Origin of the sequence: Curtobacterium sp. C1, from assembly GCF_021049325.1 — a bacterium.
Taxonomy (GTDB): Bacteria; Actinomycetota; Actinomycetes; order Actinomycetales; family Microbacteriaceae; genus Curtobacterium; species Curtobacterium citreum.
This window is the reverse complement of the sequence record NZ_CP088076.1, coordinates 2,814,935-2,831,041: the sequence shown is the minus strand read 5'-3', so window position 1 is coordinate 2,831,041 and position 16,107 is coordinate 2,814,935. Positions and strand designations below refer to the sequence as shown.

The window sequence follows — 16,107 nt, the reverse complement described above, 5'->3', positions numbered from 1 at the left end:
TCGTCCCCTTCCGTCGACGGTCCTCGCCGACGGCTCGACGCTACGGGCCGGGAGGCACGGGACGCCTCCGGCGGGAGGCGGGACTTCCCGACGCGGCGGCTCCACCGCACGGGGGAGCAGGGGCCGTCAGCTCGAGGCGGTGATGCCGCGCTCGAACGCCCACACGACCGCCTGGATCCGGTCGCGGACGCCGGTCTTCTGGAGCACGTTCGACACGTGGGTCTTCACGGTGGCCTCGCCGACGTAGAGCGTCCGGGCGATCTCGGCGTTGCTCAGGCCACGGGCGAGCAGGCGCAGCACCTCGGTCTCGCGCTCGGTCAGGCCGACCGCGGCGATCGCGGCGGCGCCGGTGTTGGTCGCTGGATCGCTCCCGGTGCCGGTGGCCGGCGTTCGTACTGGGTCGGGGGCGTGGGCGGCAGCCGCGGTCGTCGCGGTTGCCCGGCTGATCACCCGGCGGGTGACGTCGGGGTCGAGGAGTGCGTCCCCGGCTGCCACCGTGCGGACGGCGTCGATCAGCCGTTCGGGGGAGGCGTTCTTGAGCAGGAACCCGCTCGCCCCGGCCTCGAGTGCCGCGAACAGCGCCCCGTCGTCGTCGAAGGTCGTCAGGACGAGGACCGCCGGCGGGTCCGGGAGCGCGGCGATCCGCCGGGCCGCCTCGAGCCCGTCGACGCCCGGCATCTGCACGTCCAGGCACACGACGTCCGGCCGCAGCGCGACGACGGCGTCGACCGCGGCCGCTCCGTCCGGGGCCTCGCCGACCACGCGGAAGCCCGGCTCGGACTCCAGGATGACGCGGAAGCCGGCGCGGACCAGGTCCTGGTCGTCCGCGAGCACGATCGTCAGGTCGTCGGCAGCCATGCCCGCACCAGGTACCCTCCCCGGGCCCGCGGCCCGATCTCCATGCGGCCGCCGACCGCCGCGACGCGCTCGCGCATCCCGACGTGTCCCAGGCCGCTCCCCGACGCCCGGCGGACCGCGCGCTCACCGTGTCCGTCGTCGGCCACCTCGACCTCGATGCCGTCGTCGAGGTACCGGAGCCGCACGTCCGCACGTGCCGTCGGCCCCGCGTGCTTGAGGACGTTCGTCACGGCCTCCTGTGCGATGCGGAACGCGACGGCGCCCACGGTCGGCGGGACGGGACGTTCGTCGCCGACCACGACCAGGTCCGCGGCGTGCCCGGCCGTCCGGACCGCGTCGACCAGCTCGGGCAGTCGCCCGAGTCCGGCGGTGCTCGGTGCGGTGTCCGGTCCGTCCGCCGGGCCGCCGGTGTCGTCGGCGCGCAGGGTACCGAGCATCCGACGGAGTTCCTCGACCGCCGTGCGCGCGCTGTCCTCGACGACCCCGAGCGACGCCGTCGCCTGGGCCGGGTCGCGGTCGATCACGCGCCGTGCCGCACCCGCCTGCACGCCCATGAGCGAGACGTGGTGGGCGACGACGTCGTGCAGTTCGCGGGCGATCCGCACGCGCTCGAGCGTGACCGCCTGCGCCGCCGTCCGCTCCCGCTCGGCCGCGAGCTCCGCGGTGCGCTCGTCGAGCTCGTGCTTCGCGACGGCCGAGGCCCAGGCCCGGTTGCCGGCGTACCAGGCGCCGCCGAAGTAGACGACGTTGATCAGGATGTTGAGCAACGAGTACGCCACGTACGGCGCGATGATCGCGTCCCGGTCGTTCGGCAGCGCGTTCGGGACCGCCCACCCGAACGAGATCGCGAGGAACAGCCACACGAACATGCCGACGATGACGACCCACCGCACGACCTCGGCGCGCACCCGGTCCGAGCACCACGCCCCGACCGTGTAGAGCGCGATGAACAGCGTGAAGTTGACGAGGAAGACCTCGGGCACGTGGAGCAGCTGCGTCCCGGCGAACGCCAGGGCCGACCAGACCGCGACGGTCATCGGCCAGCGGCGGCGGAACGCGATCGGGACCGAGTTGGCGAGGATCATCAGCCCGGAGACCCACCACGCGGCCTGGTCGTCCTCGTAGAAGCCGGACGCGCTGTACAGCGTCGTCGTCACGACCATCCCTGCGGCCAGGACCACCGCGAGCAGGGCGTCCCTCCGTTGCTCGCGCGGACCGACCGGCAGCCGTGCCCAGTCCGCCGTCACCCGCCCCATGCGGACCACGGTAGCGGCACGGACTCGCCGCTCACCAGTCGCCGAGCGTCTGCCCCACGAGCAGTGCAGCGAGGGCCAGCACGGCGACCGCGATCACCACCCAGGCGGCGGCGGAGCCCCACTGCCGCTCGACGAGCCGCGATCGTACCTGCACCGCCGACGCCGTTGCGATACCCAGGGTCGCGGCGAAGCCCGCCCAGTGCGCGGCGACCACGAGCGACGGGAGGAGGTCACCCACCACCCGCAGGACGAAGGCGAGGGCGGTCAGCCCACCGGCCACGAGGAACAGCGACTCGGCCAGGTCGGGCGATTTCCGAGCACGCGCGGGAACGTCCATGAGCGTGCGGTACCGGTCGACGTCGGGCAGCAGCTCGACGAGCTCGGACGGCAGGTCACCGTCGCCGGGGAGCACCAGGAACGCCCGCAGGTCCTGCCGCGCGACGCCCGACGACGCCAGCAGGCGCGCTGCCCGGTCCCGCTCGACGAGTGTCGCGACCCCCGGGAGGCCGATCGCCCAGCGCCCGGCCTGGTCCGGGTGTCCCATCGACCGGTACCGCTCGACGAGCGCGAGGCGCCGCGCGGTGTCCTCCGGCGCCGCCTCGACCATCCGACGGAGCAGCAGGAGCGCACCCCGGCGGTCTCCGTCGGCCCAGAGCCGATCGGCGTCCTCAGTGATCGGGGCGACGTGCACGCGACCATCATCCGGTCTCGGCGGCTCAGGTGACGACGTGCTGGCGTCCCCGCGGGTGCAGGCGTACCGTCCCGGACGACGGCGTGGTCGACGAGGACGGCGCCGCACCGAGCAGGGGAGTACGCCGTGCAGTTCCTTCTCAACGTCATCGACGACGGACAGTCCCAGGTCGCCGGACGCACCGAGTCCGCCACGCAGACCGAGTCCGACGCCGTCGACCGGTTCAACGCGGGACTCGGCGACGCCGTGGTGTTCGCCGCCGGGGTGTCCGCGCCCGCTGACGCCACCGTCGTTGACGGCCGCGGCGGGCAGGAGTCGCGCACCTCCGGTCCGGCGTCGAACACCCCCGGCTACGTCGCGGGCTTCTGGGTGCTGGAGCTGGCGGACGCCGAGACCGCGTTGCGCACCGCGACCGAGGCGTCCGCGGCGTGCAACCGACGGATCGAACTCCGACCGATCCTCTGACCCGCGGTCAGGCGGTCCGCGCCGGACGCCGCCGCCGCGCCAGGGGCAGGACGGCGGCCAGGAGCACGACCACCGCGGCGGCCGTGCACGTCGCGCCGGTGCCGAGCGGCCCGACGAACGAGCCCGCCACGGCGGCGCCGACCGCCTGCCCGGCGACGAGCAGCACGAAGAGCATGGAGGTGCCGGCCGCCGCGTGTGCGGCGTCGACCTCGGTGGTCCAGGCGATGAGTGCCCCGGTCGCCGCGGTGTAGCCCCACCCGAACACCGCGCAGGCGACCAGCACCACGGGCGCGACGCCGGGTGCCGAGCCGATCGCGAGCACCGCGGCGGCGGCGGCCACGGCGGTGATCGCCCACTGCCGCCCGGCGGTCAGCCCGGACGTCCACCGCGCGGTGACGGTGACCGCGGCGCCGCCGAGCCCGATCGCGACCCAGGCGACGATCGTCACCGCCATCGGCAGACCGGCGTCGACGAGGGCTGCCCGACCGAAGGTCCAGACGACCGCGGACCCGGCGCCGAAGGCCAGGGCGGCGACGACCGGGACGCGGTGCGCGACGACCCAGCGTCGACCGGGCCACCGGCCGGCGGACGTCCCGCTGCTCGGGTTCTCCGTCGCCGGTCGTCCGCTGGGACGCCCCGCCGCGAGCAGCGTCGCCGCGCCGACCAGCAGGGTCACGGCCCCGGCCGCCGTCCATGCGGCCCGCCACTCCGGCAGCAGCAGCGCGAGCAGACCCGCGACCACGAGTCCCGGACCGGTCCCGGCGTTCACCACCGCCTGCGCCCGCGACCGGCCCTCGGCCGCGACCCGTTCGCGCACGAGCTGCACGAGCGCGGGGGAGGCCAACCCAGCGCCGGTCGACGCCACGACCGCGGCGGAGCCGAACACGATCGCGGTCGGCGCTGCCGCCATCACGACCGCGCCGAGACCAGCGGCCAGGGTGGCCGCGGCGACGAGTCGGCGCGCGGAGCGTCCGGCGGACACGAACCCGACGAGGGCACCGACGCAGTAGAGGACGGACGCACCGGAGGACACGGCGCCGCCGACCGCCGCACCGAACCCGAGGTCGCGCTGCACGTCCGGCAGGAACAGCCCGAGGGCCAGGCGGACGAGGCCGTACGTCGCGGCGATGGTCCCCAGTCCGGTCGCCACCAGGATCCGGTCGGACGACGAAAACGATCGTTTCACTTCTGCGATCGTAGGCTGGCTCCGTGGTCATGCGTCCAGGTACCGAGCAGCGCGTGCTCGACGCCGCCGAGGAGCTCTTCTTCTCGCGGGGCATCGCCGCGACCCCGATCGACGTGGTCCTCGAGCGCGCGCACGTGTCGTCCGCGACCCTGTACCGCGGGTGGTCGAGCAAGGAAGCCCTGGTCGCCGCCGCCCTCGACCGCCGTCACGACGACTGGGTCGCCACCTGGGACCGTGCGGTCGACCGGGCGCGGGACGACCGCGGGCGGCTCCTCGCGGTCTTCGACGCCCTCGACGACTACCGCGCGACGCCGGCTGGGTCACGCTGGTGCGCGTTCCTCGGCACGGCCGCCGAGTACGTGGACGCCCCGGCCGACGTGCGCGCCGTCCTCGACCGCGAGACCGACACGCTGCGTCGACGGTTGGCCGAGGCGGCCCGCCCGCTCGTGGGCGGACGGGCGTCGGCGCTCGCCGAGCAGCTCCTGCTCGTGGTGTCCGGGTCCCTGGCCATGCGCCTCCGGGACCCGGCGGCCGGGACGGTGACGGCCCGCGCGGTCGCCGACGCACTCCTGCCCTGACGCGGGCCCGGCAGTGACGCCGGCCCGGCGCGCGGACGCGCGGACGCGCAGACCGGACTGGAGGCACGGTGCGGGTGACGCGCGCTGGTCACCCGCCACGCGCCTCCAGTCCGTCACCGCCGCGTCGACGGCGGGACCGGTCGTCGGATCAGCGCGTCGCGACGCTGAGCGCGTCGACGGCGGCGAGCACCTCGGCGACCTCGGTGCGCGTCGTGTAGTCGACGTGCACGTCCGCGAAGCGGACGACCCCCGAGTCGTCGAGGACGAAGACCGAGGGGAACGGGACGGCCGCCGTGTCGTCCGCGTTGCTGTCGGCCACGTCGAAGCCGAGCTGCGTGTGCGCCGCCCGCGCGGCGGCGCTCGGTTCGGTGACGATGCCGAACCGCCCCGCGAGGACGTTCTCCGGGTCCGTGAGCACCGGGAACGCGAGCTCGCCGTTCGCGATGGACTGCTCCGCGGCCTCCGGCGTCTGCGGCGAGACGGCGACGAGCTGCACGCCGCGCTCCTGCAGCGCCGGCAGGAGCTCCTGCTGGTACGTCCGGAGCGTGATGTTGCAGTACGGGCACCAGGCGCCCCGGTAGAAGACGAGGACGGTCGGGGCGTCCCCACGCACCGCCTGCAGCGAGGTCGTCTCGCCGGTCGAGGTGACGAGCGGCCCGTCGGGCGCAGCGTCACCCACCGCGACGACACCGCCGGGCACACCGGCGCTCCGCAGGTCGCGCTGCTCTCCGTCGAAGACCGCGGACAGCTCCGGGCCGATCTGGGCCGTGAAGCCCTTGTTGAACTCGTCCACCTGGCGGGCGATGGTCTGGTCGGTCACGGTCGGCTCCTCGGGTCGGGCGGGGCGGAACTGCGGCGTCGGTGCCGGTGCGTGGAGCGTAGGCACGGACGGTCGTCGCCGGCACCGACTGCGTCACGGGAGGTCACGGAGCGTGCCGGGCTCAGATCTTCGGGGGGTTGATTATCGGGTCGTCCCAGTCCGGGAACGGCGGGTACTCGCCCGGCAGGGACTCCTCCGGGTGGACGCCGTCGTTGCGGCCACCGACCGCCTCGGAGAGTGCGTCGCCGTCGTTGGTCCAGAAGGGTTCGCTGTACACGGTGAGGACGTATCGGCCGTTGGGCTGGACGACGTACTCGATCTGCCAGCCGTCGTCCGTCTTGGCCCAGGTGTCGTGGGTCCCGGCGGGGTGCCCCTCACGGTGGCGCCAGCCCTGTTCGTCGAAGTAGTCGACCATCGGCTGCAGATCCCGAGGGTCCCCGGTCGCTCCCGGGGGCGCCCAGATCCGGTCGGTGCGGAGGAAGTAGCTGTTCACGGCGTCCGAGCCCGCGAGCGGGGCGACGCCGTCGCCACCGACCTCTGTGCCACGATCGCTGCCGGTCCAGTCCCACGGGCCGTCGTTGACCGCGCGTTGTGCGCCCGCCAGCAGCTCCTGCATGTGGTGGTAGCGCTGCCGGTAGGCGTCGAACTCCTCGTGCAGGGACATCGCCGCGACGTCTTCCTGGGTCAGGCCGGCGGCGTCGACGGGCATGGATCCTCTTCGTGTCGAGCACCCGGTGAACAGCATCGACACCACGAGGGCAGTGCCGACGAGCGAGAGCCGGTTCGGCCGGCGCATCAGATCTTCGGGGGGTTGATGATCGGGTCCTCCCAGTCCGGGAACGGCGGGTACTCGCCCGGCAGGGATTCCTCCGGGTAGACGCCGTCGCTGCGGCCGCCGACCGCTTCCATGAGCGCGAGGTCGTCGTTGGTCCAGAAGAGTTCGCTGTACACGGTCAGGGAGTACCTGCCGTTGGGTTGGACGACGTACTCGATCTGCCAGCCGTCGTCGGTCTTGGCCCAGGTGTCGTGGTCGCGGCCGGGGTGGCCCTCGCGGTGTCGCCAGCCCTGTTCGTCGAAGTAGTCGACCATCGGCTGCAGGTCCCGAGCATCACCCGTGGCTCCCGGGGGCTCCCAGATCCGATCGGTCCGCAGGTCGTAGCTGTTGAGCGTGTCTGCGCCCGGGAGCGGCTCGAGGCCGTCGCCACCGATGCCCGGCACACGGTCCCCACCGATCCAGTCCCACGGGCCGTCGTTGACCGCGCGTTGTGCGCCCGCCAGCAGCTCCTGCATGTGGTGGTAGTGCTGGCGGTAGGCGTCGAACTCCTCGTGGAGGGACATCGCGGCGACGTCCTCCTGGGTCAGGCCGGCGGCGTCGGTGGGCATTGGTCCTCCTCGGAGCGAGCAGCCCGTCAGGGTCCCGACGAGCAGGGCGGCGGTCAGCAGGGCGTGCAGTCGTCTGGCGCGGTTCATCGAAGCGCTCCCGTGGCGATGATCGAGGCGATGGTGTGCTGCGCGGTCGCGTCCGGACTCAGGTACCCGACCTGGCCGTCGCCCTCGGGGAACATGTCGTGCCCGGTGACCGCATCCGTGCCCGGTGCCGCCTCGGCGCTGAAGACCTCGACGCCCGCGATGTCCCGAGGATCGGTCCGGCCGATACGCCCCCAGATCGCGGTGTGGTCGGCCGCGCCCTCCGTCGCGAACACGTGGCGAGCGTGCAGGTGTTCTGGCTCGGTCGCCTCCGTGAAGCCCACCGACCCGTACGTGACGAAGTTGTCGACCGGGTACCGCACCTGCTCGAGCGCCTCGGCCGCGGTGGTCGAGCCGTACGAGTGGCCGAGGACCGACAGAGAACGTGGTGTGGTCACCCGACTGTCGTGGATCCCGTCCAGGAAGGACGCGAGCGTCGCGCCGCCGGCCGCGGCGCGCTGCTGGGCGGGCACTTCGGCGAAGGCCGGCGCGCGGTACCCGAACCAGGAGACGACTGCGAAGGAGTCCGTTCCGCTCTTTCTGGCAGCCGCCCTCAGGAGCGCGGACGCCGCCCGGACCTTCTGGCCGCTGCTGTCGAGGGTCGTGGTGGCGCCGGGCACGTTGACCGTCAGGTTCGTCGCGGTGTCGAGGTTGCCGATCGAGATCGCTGCGACCAGCGCACCGTTCGCCACGCCGAAGCCGACGAGCTGGGCGACGGTGTCCGATGGTGTGTCCAGGTCCGCCGCGAGTTGGTCGGCCTGCCGCAACCCCGCCGCCAGAGCCTGCACCTGCTCGGTGAACTCCTCGAGGCTCACCGCGCCGTACGTGTACGCCAGCCCGAACACGCGGTACAGCCGTGCGGGGTCCCGCAGCGCCGCCGCGAGGACCGCGCGCGAGACGACGTCCCGCGCGGCCGCAGGGATCCCGTCGAGGGCCGCCACCCGGACCTGGGTCGTCAGCGGGAGGGCTCGGAGGTCGTCGGCGGTCAGGCCGAGCTCCCGCCACCGCTCGGCGACCTGCGCCGGGGTCAGCGACGCATCGAGCAGCCGCTCCACCGCGGGTGGCAGGACCGAGCTCCCCGCGGCATCGAGCACGGTGTCCGCGAGCGTCTCACCCCCCGCCGCCGCGAACGCGTCCGCGATCCGCTCGGCCCAGGCCGCGTCCTCCTCGTTCTCCGCCAGGAGCTCGCCGAACCCGAGCGGCAGGGTCGCGACGTCGATCGGGACCCACCCGCACCGGCTCGTGAACCCCGACCAGGCGTTCCGCAGGCGCACGAGGTCCTGCTCCATCGCGCCGTCGAGCGCCCGGGTGGTGGCGGCGAACCGTCGGAGGTGCTCCGGGTCGGCACTGCTCCGACCGCCCGAGTGCCCCGCGGTCCGGGGTCGACGCCGGGGACGGAACGCGGCGGACACCGGCGTCGGACGGACCGGCGCGTCGGACGGCTCGGGGTCGAGCACCGCGGCACCTGCGTCGAGCACGGGCTCCCACACGGCGCCGACGCCCACCAATGCGCGTTCGCGGTCCGCCGTCCGCGCGCGCCAGGCAGCATGATCAGCGAGCCGGCGCCGTTCCTGGTCCGCCTGGTGCCGCACGATCCGCACCTGGTCGGCCAGGTCGTCGAGGGCCGCGGCGAGCCGCACCCGGTCGCCGGACTCGATCACCCGAGCAGCCTCGAAACACCTCGCGTACCCGCCCGCGAAGTCGCGGAGCGCGGCTTCCGCCGCTCCTCGGCGCGGCAGCGCGCTCCCGCGGAGCGCCAGCGCGGCCTCCGTCGCGCACGCGACGAGCCGCGCTGCCGCGGCCTCGTCGAACTCGATCCCCATCGCCCACCCCCATCACCATTCGGCAATGTGTGGAACGTAGCATTTCAAGGGAGCGTGAACCAAACATGTTCATTCCGGACGGGAGGCACGGGGCGGGCCCGACCCGTGCCTCCCGTCCGTCAGCGGCGCACGCTGGTGCGCTCCGCACAGCGCCGCGCACGCCGCACCATGGGTCGACGCGGTGCGACGTGCTTCCGGTTGTGCGGAAGCACGCCGCACCCATTCCGCGCCGCGCGCCTCAGGCGCGACCGCGGTTGCGGCGCCGGATCTCCTTCGGGGCGCGCCCGGCGGTGAACGACCGCGCGGGGTCGACGAGGAACGCCTGCCGGAGCGCCTGCCGCCCCACGAGCATCCGGAAGCCCATCTGGTCGCGGTTGCTCAGCGTGACCTCGGCGTCGACCGTGACCCCGGCGAGGGTGATCGGCGTGAGCACGACGATGCGCTCCTGGGTGTGGCCCGTCGAGCTGCGGACGATGCGGCGGTCGTGCACGGCGCACTCGTAGGTGACGGCATCGGCGTCGGAGTCCTGCCACGGGTGCACCGAGAAGCGCACGCGGTCCCCGGGGAGTTCCTCGAGGTCGAACGCGTGCAGCGCCGAGCTGCGGGCTCCGGTGTCGAGCTTCACCTTGATCCAGGGCAGCTCCAGGGCGGGCAGGGCAGCCCACTCACGCCATCCTGCGATCGTCGGGTTCCGGGCCATGCGCCCATCCTGTCGCATGCTTTGATTGAGCGTCGCCGTCGACGTCCTCGAACCCCCGTGGAGCACCCCGATGAAACTCGCCATCCTGTCGCGCGCCCCGCACGCGTACTCGACGCAGCGCCTGCGTGCCGCGGCGATCGACCGCGGGCACGACGTCAAGGTGCTGAACACCCTGCGGTTCGCGATCGACCTGACCGCCGACGAGCCCGACCTGCTCTACCGCGGCCGGCTCCTCAGTGACTACGACGCCGTGCTGCCCCGGATCGGGAACTCGATCACCTACTACGGCACCGCGGTCGTGCGGCAGTTCGAGCAGATGGACGTGTACACGCCGAACACCGCGACGGGCATCACGAACTCGCGTGACAAGCTCCGGGCGAACCAGATCCTGTCGCGGCACCACATCGGCATGCCCGCGACGACGTTCGTGAACAGCCGCGCGGACGTCCGCGGCGCCATCGACCGGGTCGGCGGCGCGCCCGTGGTGATCAAGCTGCTCGAGGGCACGCAGGGCATCGGCGTGATCCTGGCGCCGGAGGCCAAGGTCGCCGAGTCGATCGTCGAGACGCTGCACTCCACGAAGCAGAACGTCCTCATCCAGTCGTTCATCTCGGAGAGCCGCGGCCGGGACATCCGCGCGCTCGTCGTCGGCGACCGCGTGGTGGCCGCGATGCGCCGGAGCGCGAGCGGGGACGAGTTCCGCTCGAACGTGCACCGGGGCGGGACCGTCGAGAAGGTCACGCTGTCGCCGGAGTACGAGGAAGCCGCGGTCCGCTCGGCCCAGATCATGGGACTCCGGGTCGCCGGCGTCGACATGCTCGAGGGCAACGAGGGACCGCTGGTGATGGAGGTCAACTCGTCGCCGGGCCTCGAGGGCATCGAGCGCGCCACCGGCCTCGACGTCGCCGGGGCGATCATCGACTTCATCGGCAACCAGGTCGCGTTCCCGGAGATCGACGTCCGCCAGCGCCTCAGCGTCTCGACCGGGTACGGCGTCGCCGAGCTGCTCGTGCACACGAACGCGGACCTGGTCGGCAAGACGATCAAGGAGTCCGGGCTGTGGGACCGGGACATCACCGTGCTGACGCTGCACCGCGGCGCGACCGTCATCCCGAACCCCCGCAGCGGCGTCGAACTGCAGGCGAGCGACCGTCTGCTGTGCTTCGGCAAGCTCGAGGAGATGCGCTCGATGATCCCCGACCGCCGCCGCCGTCGGAGCAAGGTGCGCAAGCTCCCCAAGGACGCCTGACCCTGCGTTCCGCGGAGACGGACCCCACACCCAGCCATGATGCGGAAGTATGAGCCGGTGACGATACTCGCTGACCGCCCCGTCGACCCCACCCCGAACGACGACGTGGAGCGCCCGGGCAACGCCACCGCCAAGCACCACAACGTGTCGCTGCTGTCGGTGGCGACCACGACGGCGGAGCGCGTCACGACCTCCGCCGACATCGAGGCACGCCTCCGTGGTGCCCTGCGCCGCCTGCGGCTGCCGATGGGCCTGCTCGAGCGCGTCGCCGGGGTCACCGAGCGCCGCAACTGGGGCGAGGGCCAGACGTTCCAGGACGCCGCGATCGACGCCGGCCGCCGTGCCATGGCCGAGGCGGGCATCCGCCCCGAGGACGTCGGGCTGCTCATCAACACCTCGGTGACGCGCCCGCACCTGGAGCCGAGCGTCGCCGTCCGCCTGCACCACGGGCTCGGACTGCCGTCGTCCGCGATCAACTTCGACATCGCGAACGCCTGCCTGGGCTTCGTCAACGCCATGAGCGTCGCCGCCGGCATGATCGACTCCGGGCAGATCAAGTACGCGCTGGTCGTCGACGGCGAGGACGCCGACCAGGTGCAGCTCAACACGATCGACCGCCTCAACCAGGGCGGTCGGAACCGCAAGGACTTCATGAGCGAGTTCGCGAGCCTGACCCTCGGGTCCGGTGCCGCGGCCGCCGTGCTCGGCCCGTCCGACGTGCACCCCGAGGGGCACCGGATCGTCGGCGGCGTCACCCGCGCGGCGACCCAGTGGTACGACCTGTGCGTCGGCAGCGTGGACGGCATGTTCACCGACGCGAAGATGCTGCTCAAGGGCGGCATGGAGCTCGTCGTCGCCGCCTGGAACGAGGCGCGTGCGCACTTCGACTGGGCCGACATGGACCGGTACGTGCTGCACCAGGTGTCCGACGTGCACACGAACGCCTTCGTCGAGGCGATCGGCATCCCGCGTGCGAAGGTCCCGACGACGTACCAGCGGTACGGCAACGTCGGCCCGGCGTCCATCCCGATCACCCTCGCCGACGAGGTCGCCCGTGGCGGCATCACCCGCGGCGACCGGGTGTTCCTGGGCGGTGTGGGCTCCGGCATCAACACGGCGATGATGGAACTGCGCTGGTGAGGTCCGGCCTCCCGCGCGTCGCCGCCGCAACGGCTCCGGCGACGCTCCCGCCGCCCCTGCCCGGACTCGACCCGGCCTGGTCGCGACTGGTCACCGTGCCCAGTGGCTTCGACCGGCGCGGTGACACGGACCGGCCTGGAGGATCGGATCGCCCCGCGCGGACCTGGCACCTCCTCGACACGGCCGGCTCCCTCGACGCCCTCGGCGTCACCCCGGTCGGCACCGTCCTCTGCGTCCACGGGAACCCGACGTGGTCCTACCTGTGGCGCTCCGTGGCCGCGCGGACCCTCGAGGTCGCCCGCGCCGGCGGCCCAGCCTGGCGCGTGGTCGCCGTGGACCAGCTCGACATGGGCTTCTCGGAGCGCACCGGCACGCTGCACCGGCTCGCCGACCGCGTCCGGGACCTCGGCGCCCTCACCGACACGCTCGCCCTGACCGGTCCCGTCGTCACCCTCGGACACGACTGGGGCGGCGTGGTGTCCCTCGGCTGGGCGGTCGACCACCCCGGCACCGTCGTCGGCGTCATGACGTGCAACACCGCGGTGCACCAGCCGGACGACGCCCCGATCCCCGCGCCGCTCCGGCTCGCGCTCCGGCCACAGGTGCTCGGCCGCGGCACCGTCCTGACGCCCGCGTTCCTCGAGACCACCCTCGCGATCGCCCACCCGCGGCTCGACCGTGCGACGGCGGACGCCTACCGGGCGCCCTACCGCGGTGCCGCACGGCGCGGCGGCATCGGTGGCTTCGTCGCCGACATCCCGGTCGACGCGGCGCACCCGAGCGCGGCCGAGCTCGACCGCATCGCCGCCGGGGTCGCCGCCCTCGACGTCCCGGCCCTGGTGCTCTGGGGCCCTCGTGACCCGGTGTTCCTGGAGCGGTACCTCGACGACCTCACCGCACGGCTGCCGCACGCCGACGTCCACCGCTTCGAGGGCGCCGGGCACCTGCTGCCCGACGACGCCGACGTCGCGGGGGCGGTCACCGACTGGCTCGGCGACCACCTGCCCGACGGAGGGCCGCGGGACGGCGCCCACCCGGGCCTCCCGTCCGTCCTTGCCGACCCCGCGGCGGAGGCGGGCCGCCCGCTGTGGGCCGCACTCGACGACCTGCGTGCGTCGGACGGCCCCGCGCTCGTCGAGATGGCCGCACCCGGCGGCCCGCGCACGGTCTCCTGGCGCCTGCTCGCCCGCCGCGTCGACGAGATCGCGGTGGGGCTCGTCGACCTCGGCGTCCGACACGGCGACCGCGTCTCGCTCCTCGTCACCCCGGGGGCCGACCTGACCGCGGTCCTGTACGCGTGCGTCCGGACCGGTGCCGTCGTCGTGGTCGCGGACGCCGGACTCGGCCTGCGCGGTCTCACCCGTGCGGTCCGCGGCGCGCGACCGGACTGGATCGTCGGCGCGCTGCCCGGTCTCGCTGCATCGCGCGCACTCGGCTGGCCCGGCCGTCGGATCGCGACCCTCGCGCTCCCCGCACCCGCCCGTCGGGCGCTCCGTGTCGAGCACTCGCTGGCGGAGGTCGCCCGCCGCGGCGCCCGCCTGCTCGCGTCGGGTCGAGCCCTGCCGGCTGCACCGTCCGCCGACGACCGGGCCGCCGTGCTCTTCACGTCCGGTTCGACCGGTCCGGCGAAGGGCGTCGTCTACACGCACCGTCAGCTCGGCGCGGTCCGGGACGTGCTCGCGGCGCAGTACGACGTGGGCGTCGGGACCGGACTCGTCGCCGGGTTCGCGCCGTTCGCGCTCCTCGGGCCGGCGCTCGGCGCGCGCTCGGTGGCGCCGGACATGGACGTCACCGCGCCTCGGACGCTCACGGCGCGGGCGGTCGCGGACGCCGTGGCCGCGGTCGACGCGACGGTCGTGTTCCTGTCTCCGGCGGCGCTCGCGAACGTGGTCGCCACCGCCGGTGCGCTGACCGACGCCGACCGGACGGTGCTCGCCGGGGTCCGCCTGTTCCTGTCCGCCGGGGCGCCGGTCTCCGCGGCGCTGCTGGAGGCCGCCGCGCGCCTGATGCCGAACGCCTCGGCGCACACGCCCTACGGCATGACCGAGGGCCTGCTCATGACCGACGTCGACCTCGACGGGGTGCGCGGTGCCGCCGCCGGGTCCGGGTCGGGCGGCACGGGCGGGTCCGGCGCCGCGTCCGGGATCTGCGTCGGCGTCCCCGCGCCGGGCGTCCGCGTCCGGGTCGCGCCGCTCGACGAGCACGGGGCGCCGACCGGCGCGCCGACGGACGAGCCCGGGGTGACGGGCGAGGTCGTCGTCGCGGCGCCGCACGTGCGCGACCGCTACGACCGGCTCTGGCGCACCGACCGGGTCTCCCGCGACGGTGTCGACGACCCGCGCGGCCACCGCACCGGGGACGTCGGGCACCTGGACGCCGAGGGCCGCCTGTGGATCGAGGGGCGCCTGCAGCACGTCGTGACCACGCCCGCCGGGGTCGTCACACCGGTCGGACCCGAGCAGCGGATCGAGGGCGTCGACGGGGTCGGCCGTGCCGGGATCGCCGGCATCGGACCCGCCGGCACGCAGCAGGTCGTCGCCGTCGTCGAGACCGTGCCGCCGGTCCGCCGACCGGGACCCGCGTCCGCCGACCTGTCCGCCGCCGTCCGTGCGGCCGCCGGGGTGCCCGTCGCCGCGGTGCTCGTCGTCCCGGTGCTGCCGACGGACGTCCGGCACAACTCGAAGGTCGACCGTGCCCGGCTGGCGCGCTGGGCCACGGGCGTGCTCGGCGGCGGGCGGGTGCGCGACCCGCGACGGACCCGCTCGTGAGGGTCCTGGTCACCGGCGCGAGCGGGTTCCTCGGCGCCGCGACCGCGACCGCCGTGCGGGACGCCGGACACACCGTGCGCACGCTGCAGCGCCGACCGTCCGGGGTCGAGGGCGTGACCGACGTGCTCGGCTCCGTGACCGACGCCGACACCGTCCGCGCGGCCGTGGCCGACGTCGACGCCGTCGTGCACCTCGCGGCGAAGGTGTCGCTCGCCGGTGACCGCGCGGACTTCGCACGCGTCAACGTCACGGGGACGCAGATCCTGCTCGACGCGGCACGCGCCTCGGGGGTGCAGCGCTTCGTCGCCGTGTCGTCCCCGTCCGTGGCGCACACGGGGTCGTCGCTCGCCGGCGTCGGCGCGGGTCCGGCCGAGCCCGAGGCCGCGCGCGGCGACTACGCCCGGACGAAGGCCGCGGCCGAGCTCCTCGCGCTCGCGGCGGACGGCCCCGGGTTCGCGGTCGTCGCGGTCCGCCCGCACCTGGTCTGGGGGCCGGGGGACACCCAGCTCGTCGGACGGATCGTCGAGCGGGCCCGAGCCGGTCGGCTGCCGCTCCTCGACTCCGGGGCGGCGCTCATCGACACGCTCTACGTCGACAACGCGGCCTCGGCGATGGTCGCGGCGCTCGAGCACGCGGCCGACCCGGACGTGCACGGCAACGCCTACGTCGTGACGAACGGCGAACCGCGGCCGGTGGGGGAGCTGCTCGCCGGGATCTGCACGGCGTCGAGCGTCCCGGCACCGCGGTGGCACGTGCCCGCCGGGCTCGCACGGGTCGCAGGTTCCGTCGTCGAGGCCGTGTGGCGGGTCCGACCGGGGGCGGACGAGCCGCCGATGACGCGGTTCCTCGCAGAGCAGCTGTCGACCGCGCACTGGTTCGACCAGCGGCGGACCCGAGCGGACCTGCAGTGGGCGCCGACGGTGTCGATCGACGAGGGGCTCCGGCGGCTCGCCGGTCGTTGAGCCGCGGGCGTGTCCACGCGCTCAGCGACACCTCACGCGCGTCGACGCGCGTGAGGTGTCGCTGAGGCCGTGGAGTGGCGGGCGGCCGGGCCGCGCCCGCCGGCGTGAGTGAGCCGCGGCGAACCCGTGTTCGGGTCACGGGGT

15 protein-coding genes are annotated in these 16,107 nt (G+C 74.2%); 6 read left to right on the top strand and 9 right to left on the bottom strand.

Features of this window, described 5'->3' with window-relative positions; genetic code table 11:
* Positions 1 to 126 precede the first annotated feature (126 nt).
* The 3 genes from LQK89_RS13530 to LQK89_RS13520 are packed head-to-tail and all read right to left on the bottom strand — an operon-like array spanning position 127 to position 2,805.
* Positions 127 to 858, bottom strand: a complete 732-nt coding sequence (locus LQK89_RS13530) for a response regulator (protein ID WP_231049410.1) — start codon at positions 856 to 858, stop codon at positions 127 to 129.
* A complete protein-coding gene (locus LQK89_RS13525) occupies positions 840 to 2,114 on the bottom strand; it encodes a sensor histidine kinase (protein WP_231049409.1) in 1,275 nt (424 codons plus the stop codon). Before LQK89_RS13525 ends, LQK89_RS13530 begins: the two co-directional genes overlap by 19 nt.
* 31 nt (positions 2,115 to 2,145) lie before the next feature.
* Positions 2,146 to 2,805, bottom strand: coding sequence for a hypothetical protein (locus tag LQK89_RS13520; protein WP_231049408.1), 660 nt, complete (start codon positions 2,803 to 2,805; stop codon positions 2,146 to 2,148).
* Positions 2,806 to 2,931: 126 nt separating this feature from the next.
* On the opposite strand from LQK89_RS13520, the gene LQK89_RS13515 reads away from it, so the two are divergent.
* Positions 2,932 to 3,270 (top strand): YciI family protein, encoded by a 339-nt coding sequence (locus tag LQK89_RS13515; RefSeq protein ID WP_175325586.1) that lies wholly within the window; start codon positions 2,932 to 2,934, stop codon positions 3,268 to 3,270.
* A gap of 7 nt (positions 3,271 to 3,277) precedes the next feature.
* On the opposite strand, the gene LQK89_RS13510 is transcribed toward LQK89_RS13515, so the two are convergent.
* Complete coding sequence (locus LQK89_RS13510) at positions 3,278 to 4,456, bottom strand: MFS transporter (protein ID WP_231049407.1); 1,179 nt, start codon at positions 4,454 to 4,456, stop codon at positions 3,278 to 3,280.
* Between the two features lie 29 nt (positions 4,457 to 4,485).
* On the opposite strand from LQK89_RS13510, the gene LQK89_RS13505 reads away from it, so the two are divergent.
* Positions 4,486 to 5,034: a TetR/AcrR family transcriptional regulator gene (locus tag LQK89_RS13505; RefSeq protein ID WP_229666961.1), complete on the top strand. Its 549-nt coding sequence runs from the start codon at positions 4,486 to 4,488 to the stop codon at positions 5,032 to 5,034.
* Positions 5,035 to 5,182: 148 nt separating this feature from the next.
* Here the strand turns inward: LQK89_RS13505 and LQK89_RS13500 are convergent, their stop codons facing one another.
* The 5 genes from LQK89_RS13500 to LQK89_RS13480 all read right to left on the bottom strand — a co-directional run bounded on the left by LQK89_RS13500 (position 5,183) and on the right by LQK89_RS13480 (position 9,844).
* On the bottom strand, positions 5,183 to 5,854 hold the full coding sequence (locus LQK89_RS13500; RefSeq protein ID WP_231049406.1) for a peroxiredoxin-like family protein: 672 nt from the start codon (positions 5,852 to 5,854) through the stop codon (positions 5,183 to 5,185).
* Between the two features lie 121 nt (positions 5,855 to 5,975).
* Complete coding sequence (locus tag LQK89_RS13495) at positions 5,976 to 6,650, bottom strand: hypothetical protein (RefSeq protein WP_231049405.1); 675 nt, start codon at positions 6,648 to 6,650, stop codon at positions 5,976 to 5,978.
* Positions 6,650 to 7,324, bottom strand: a complete 675-nt coding sequence (locus LQK89_RS13490; RefSeq protein ID WP_231049404.1) for a hypothetical protein — start codon at positions 7,322 to 7,324, stop codon at positions 6,650 to 6,652. Before LQK89_RS13490 ends, LQK89_RS13495 begins: the two co-directional genes overlap by 1 nt.
* Positions 7,321 to 9,144, bottom strand: coding sequence for an alpha/beta hydrolase (locus LQK89_RS13485; protein ID WP_231049403.1), 1,824 nt, complete (start codon positions 9,142 to 9,144; stop codon positions 7,321 to 7,323). The genes LQK89_RS13490 and LQK89_RS13485 overlap by 4 nt, the downstream gene beginning before the upstream one ends.
* Positions 9,145 to 9,382: 238 nt before the next feature.
* Positions 9,383 to 9,844, bottom strand: coding sequence for an ATP-dependent zinc protease family protein (locus LQK89_RS13480; protein WP_058740852.1), 462 nt, complete (start codon positions 9,842 to 9,844; stop codon positions 9,383 to 9,385).
* Positions 9,845 to 9,914: 70 nt separating this feature from the next.
* Between LQK89_RS13480 and rimK the strand changes: the two genes are divergently transcribed.
* The 4 genes from rimK to LQK89_RS13460 are packed head-to-tail and all read left to right on the top strand — an operon-like array spanning position 9,915 to position 15,963.
* Positions 9,915 to 11,093: a 30S ribosomal protein S6--L-glutamate ligase gene (gene rimK / locus LQK89_RS13475; protein WP_058740865.1), complete on the top strand. Its 1,179-nt coding sequence runs from the start codon at positions 9,915 to 9,917 to the stop codon at positions 11,091 to 11,093.
* A 57-nt stretch (positions 11,094 to 11,150) separates the two neighbouring features.
* Entirely contained in the window at positions 11,151 to 12,233 is a 1,083-nt protein-coding gene (locus tag LQK89_RS13470) for a 3-oxoacyl-ACP synthase III (protein ID WP_376983783.1), read from the top strand.
* The gene (locus LQK89_RS13465; protein ID WP_231049402.1) at positions 12,230 to 15,001 is read left to right on the top strand and encodes an alpha/beta fold hydrolase; all 2,772 of its coding nucleotides are present in this window, start codon (positions 12,230 to 12,232) and stop codon (positions 14,999 to 15,001) included. The genes LQK89_RS13470 and LQK89_RS13465 overlap by 4 nt, the downstream gene beginning before the upstream one ends.
* Positions 14,998 to 15,963, top strand: a complete 966-nt coding sequence (locus LQK89_RS13460; RefSeq protein ID WP_231049401.1) for an NAD-dependent epimerase/dehydratase family protein — start codon at positions 14,998 to 15,000, stop codon at positions 15,961 to 15,963. Before LQK89_RS13465 ends, LQK89_RS13460 begins: the two co-directional genes overlap by 4 nt.
* The last annotated feature ends 144 nt before the right edge of the window (positions 15,964 to 16,107 follow it).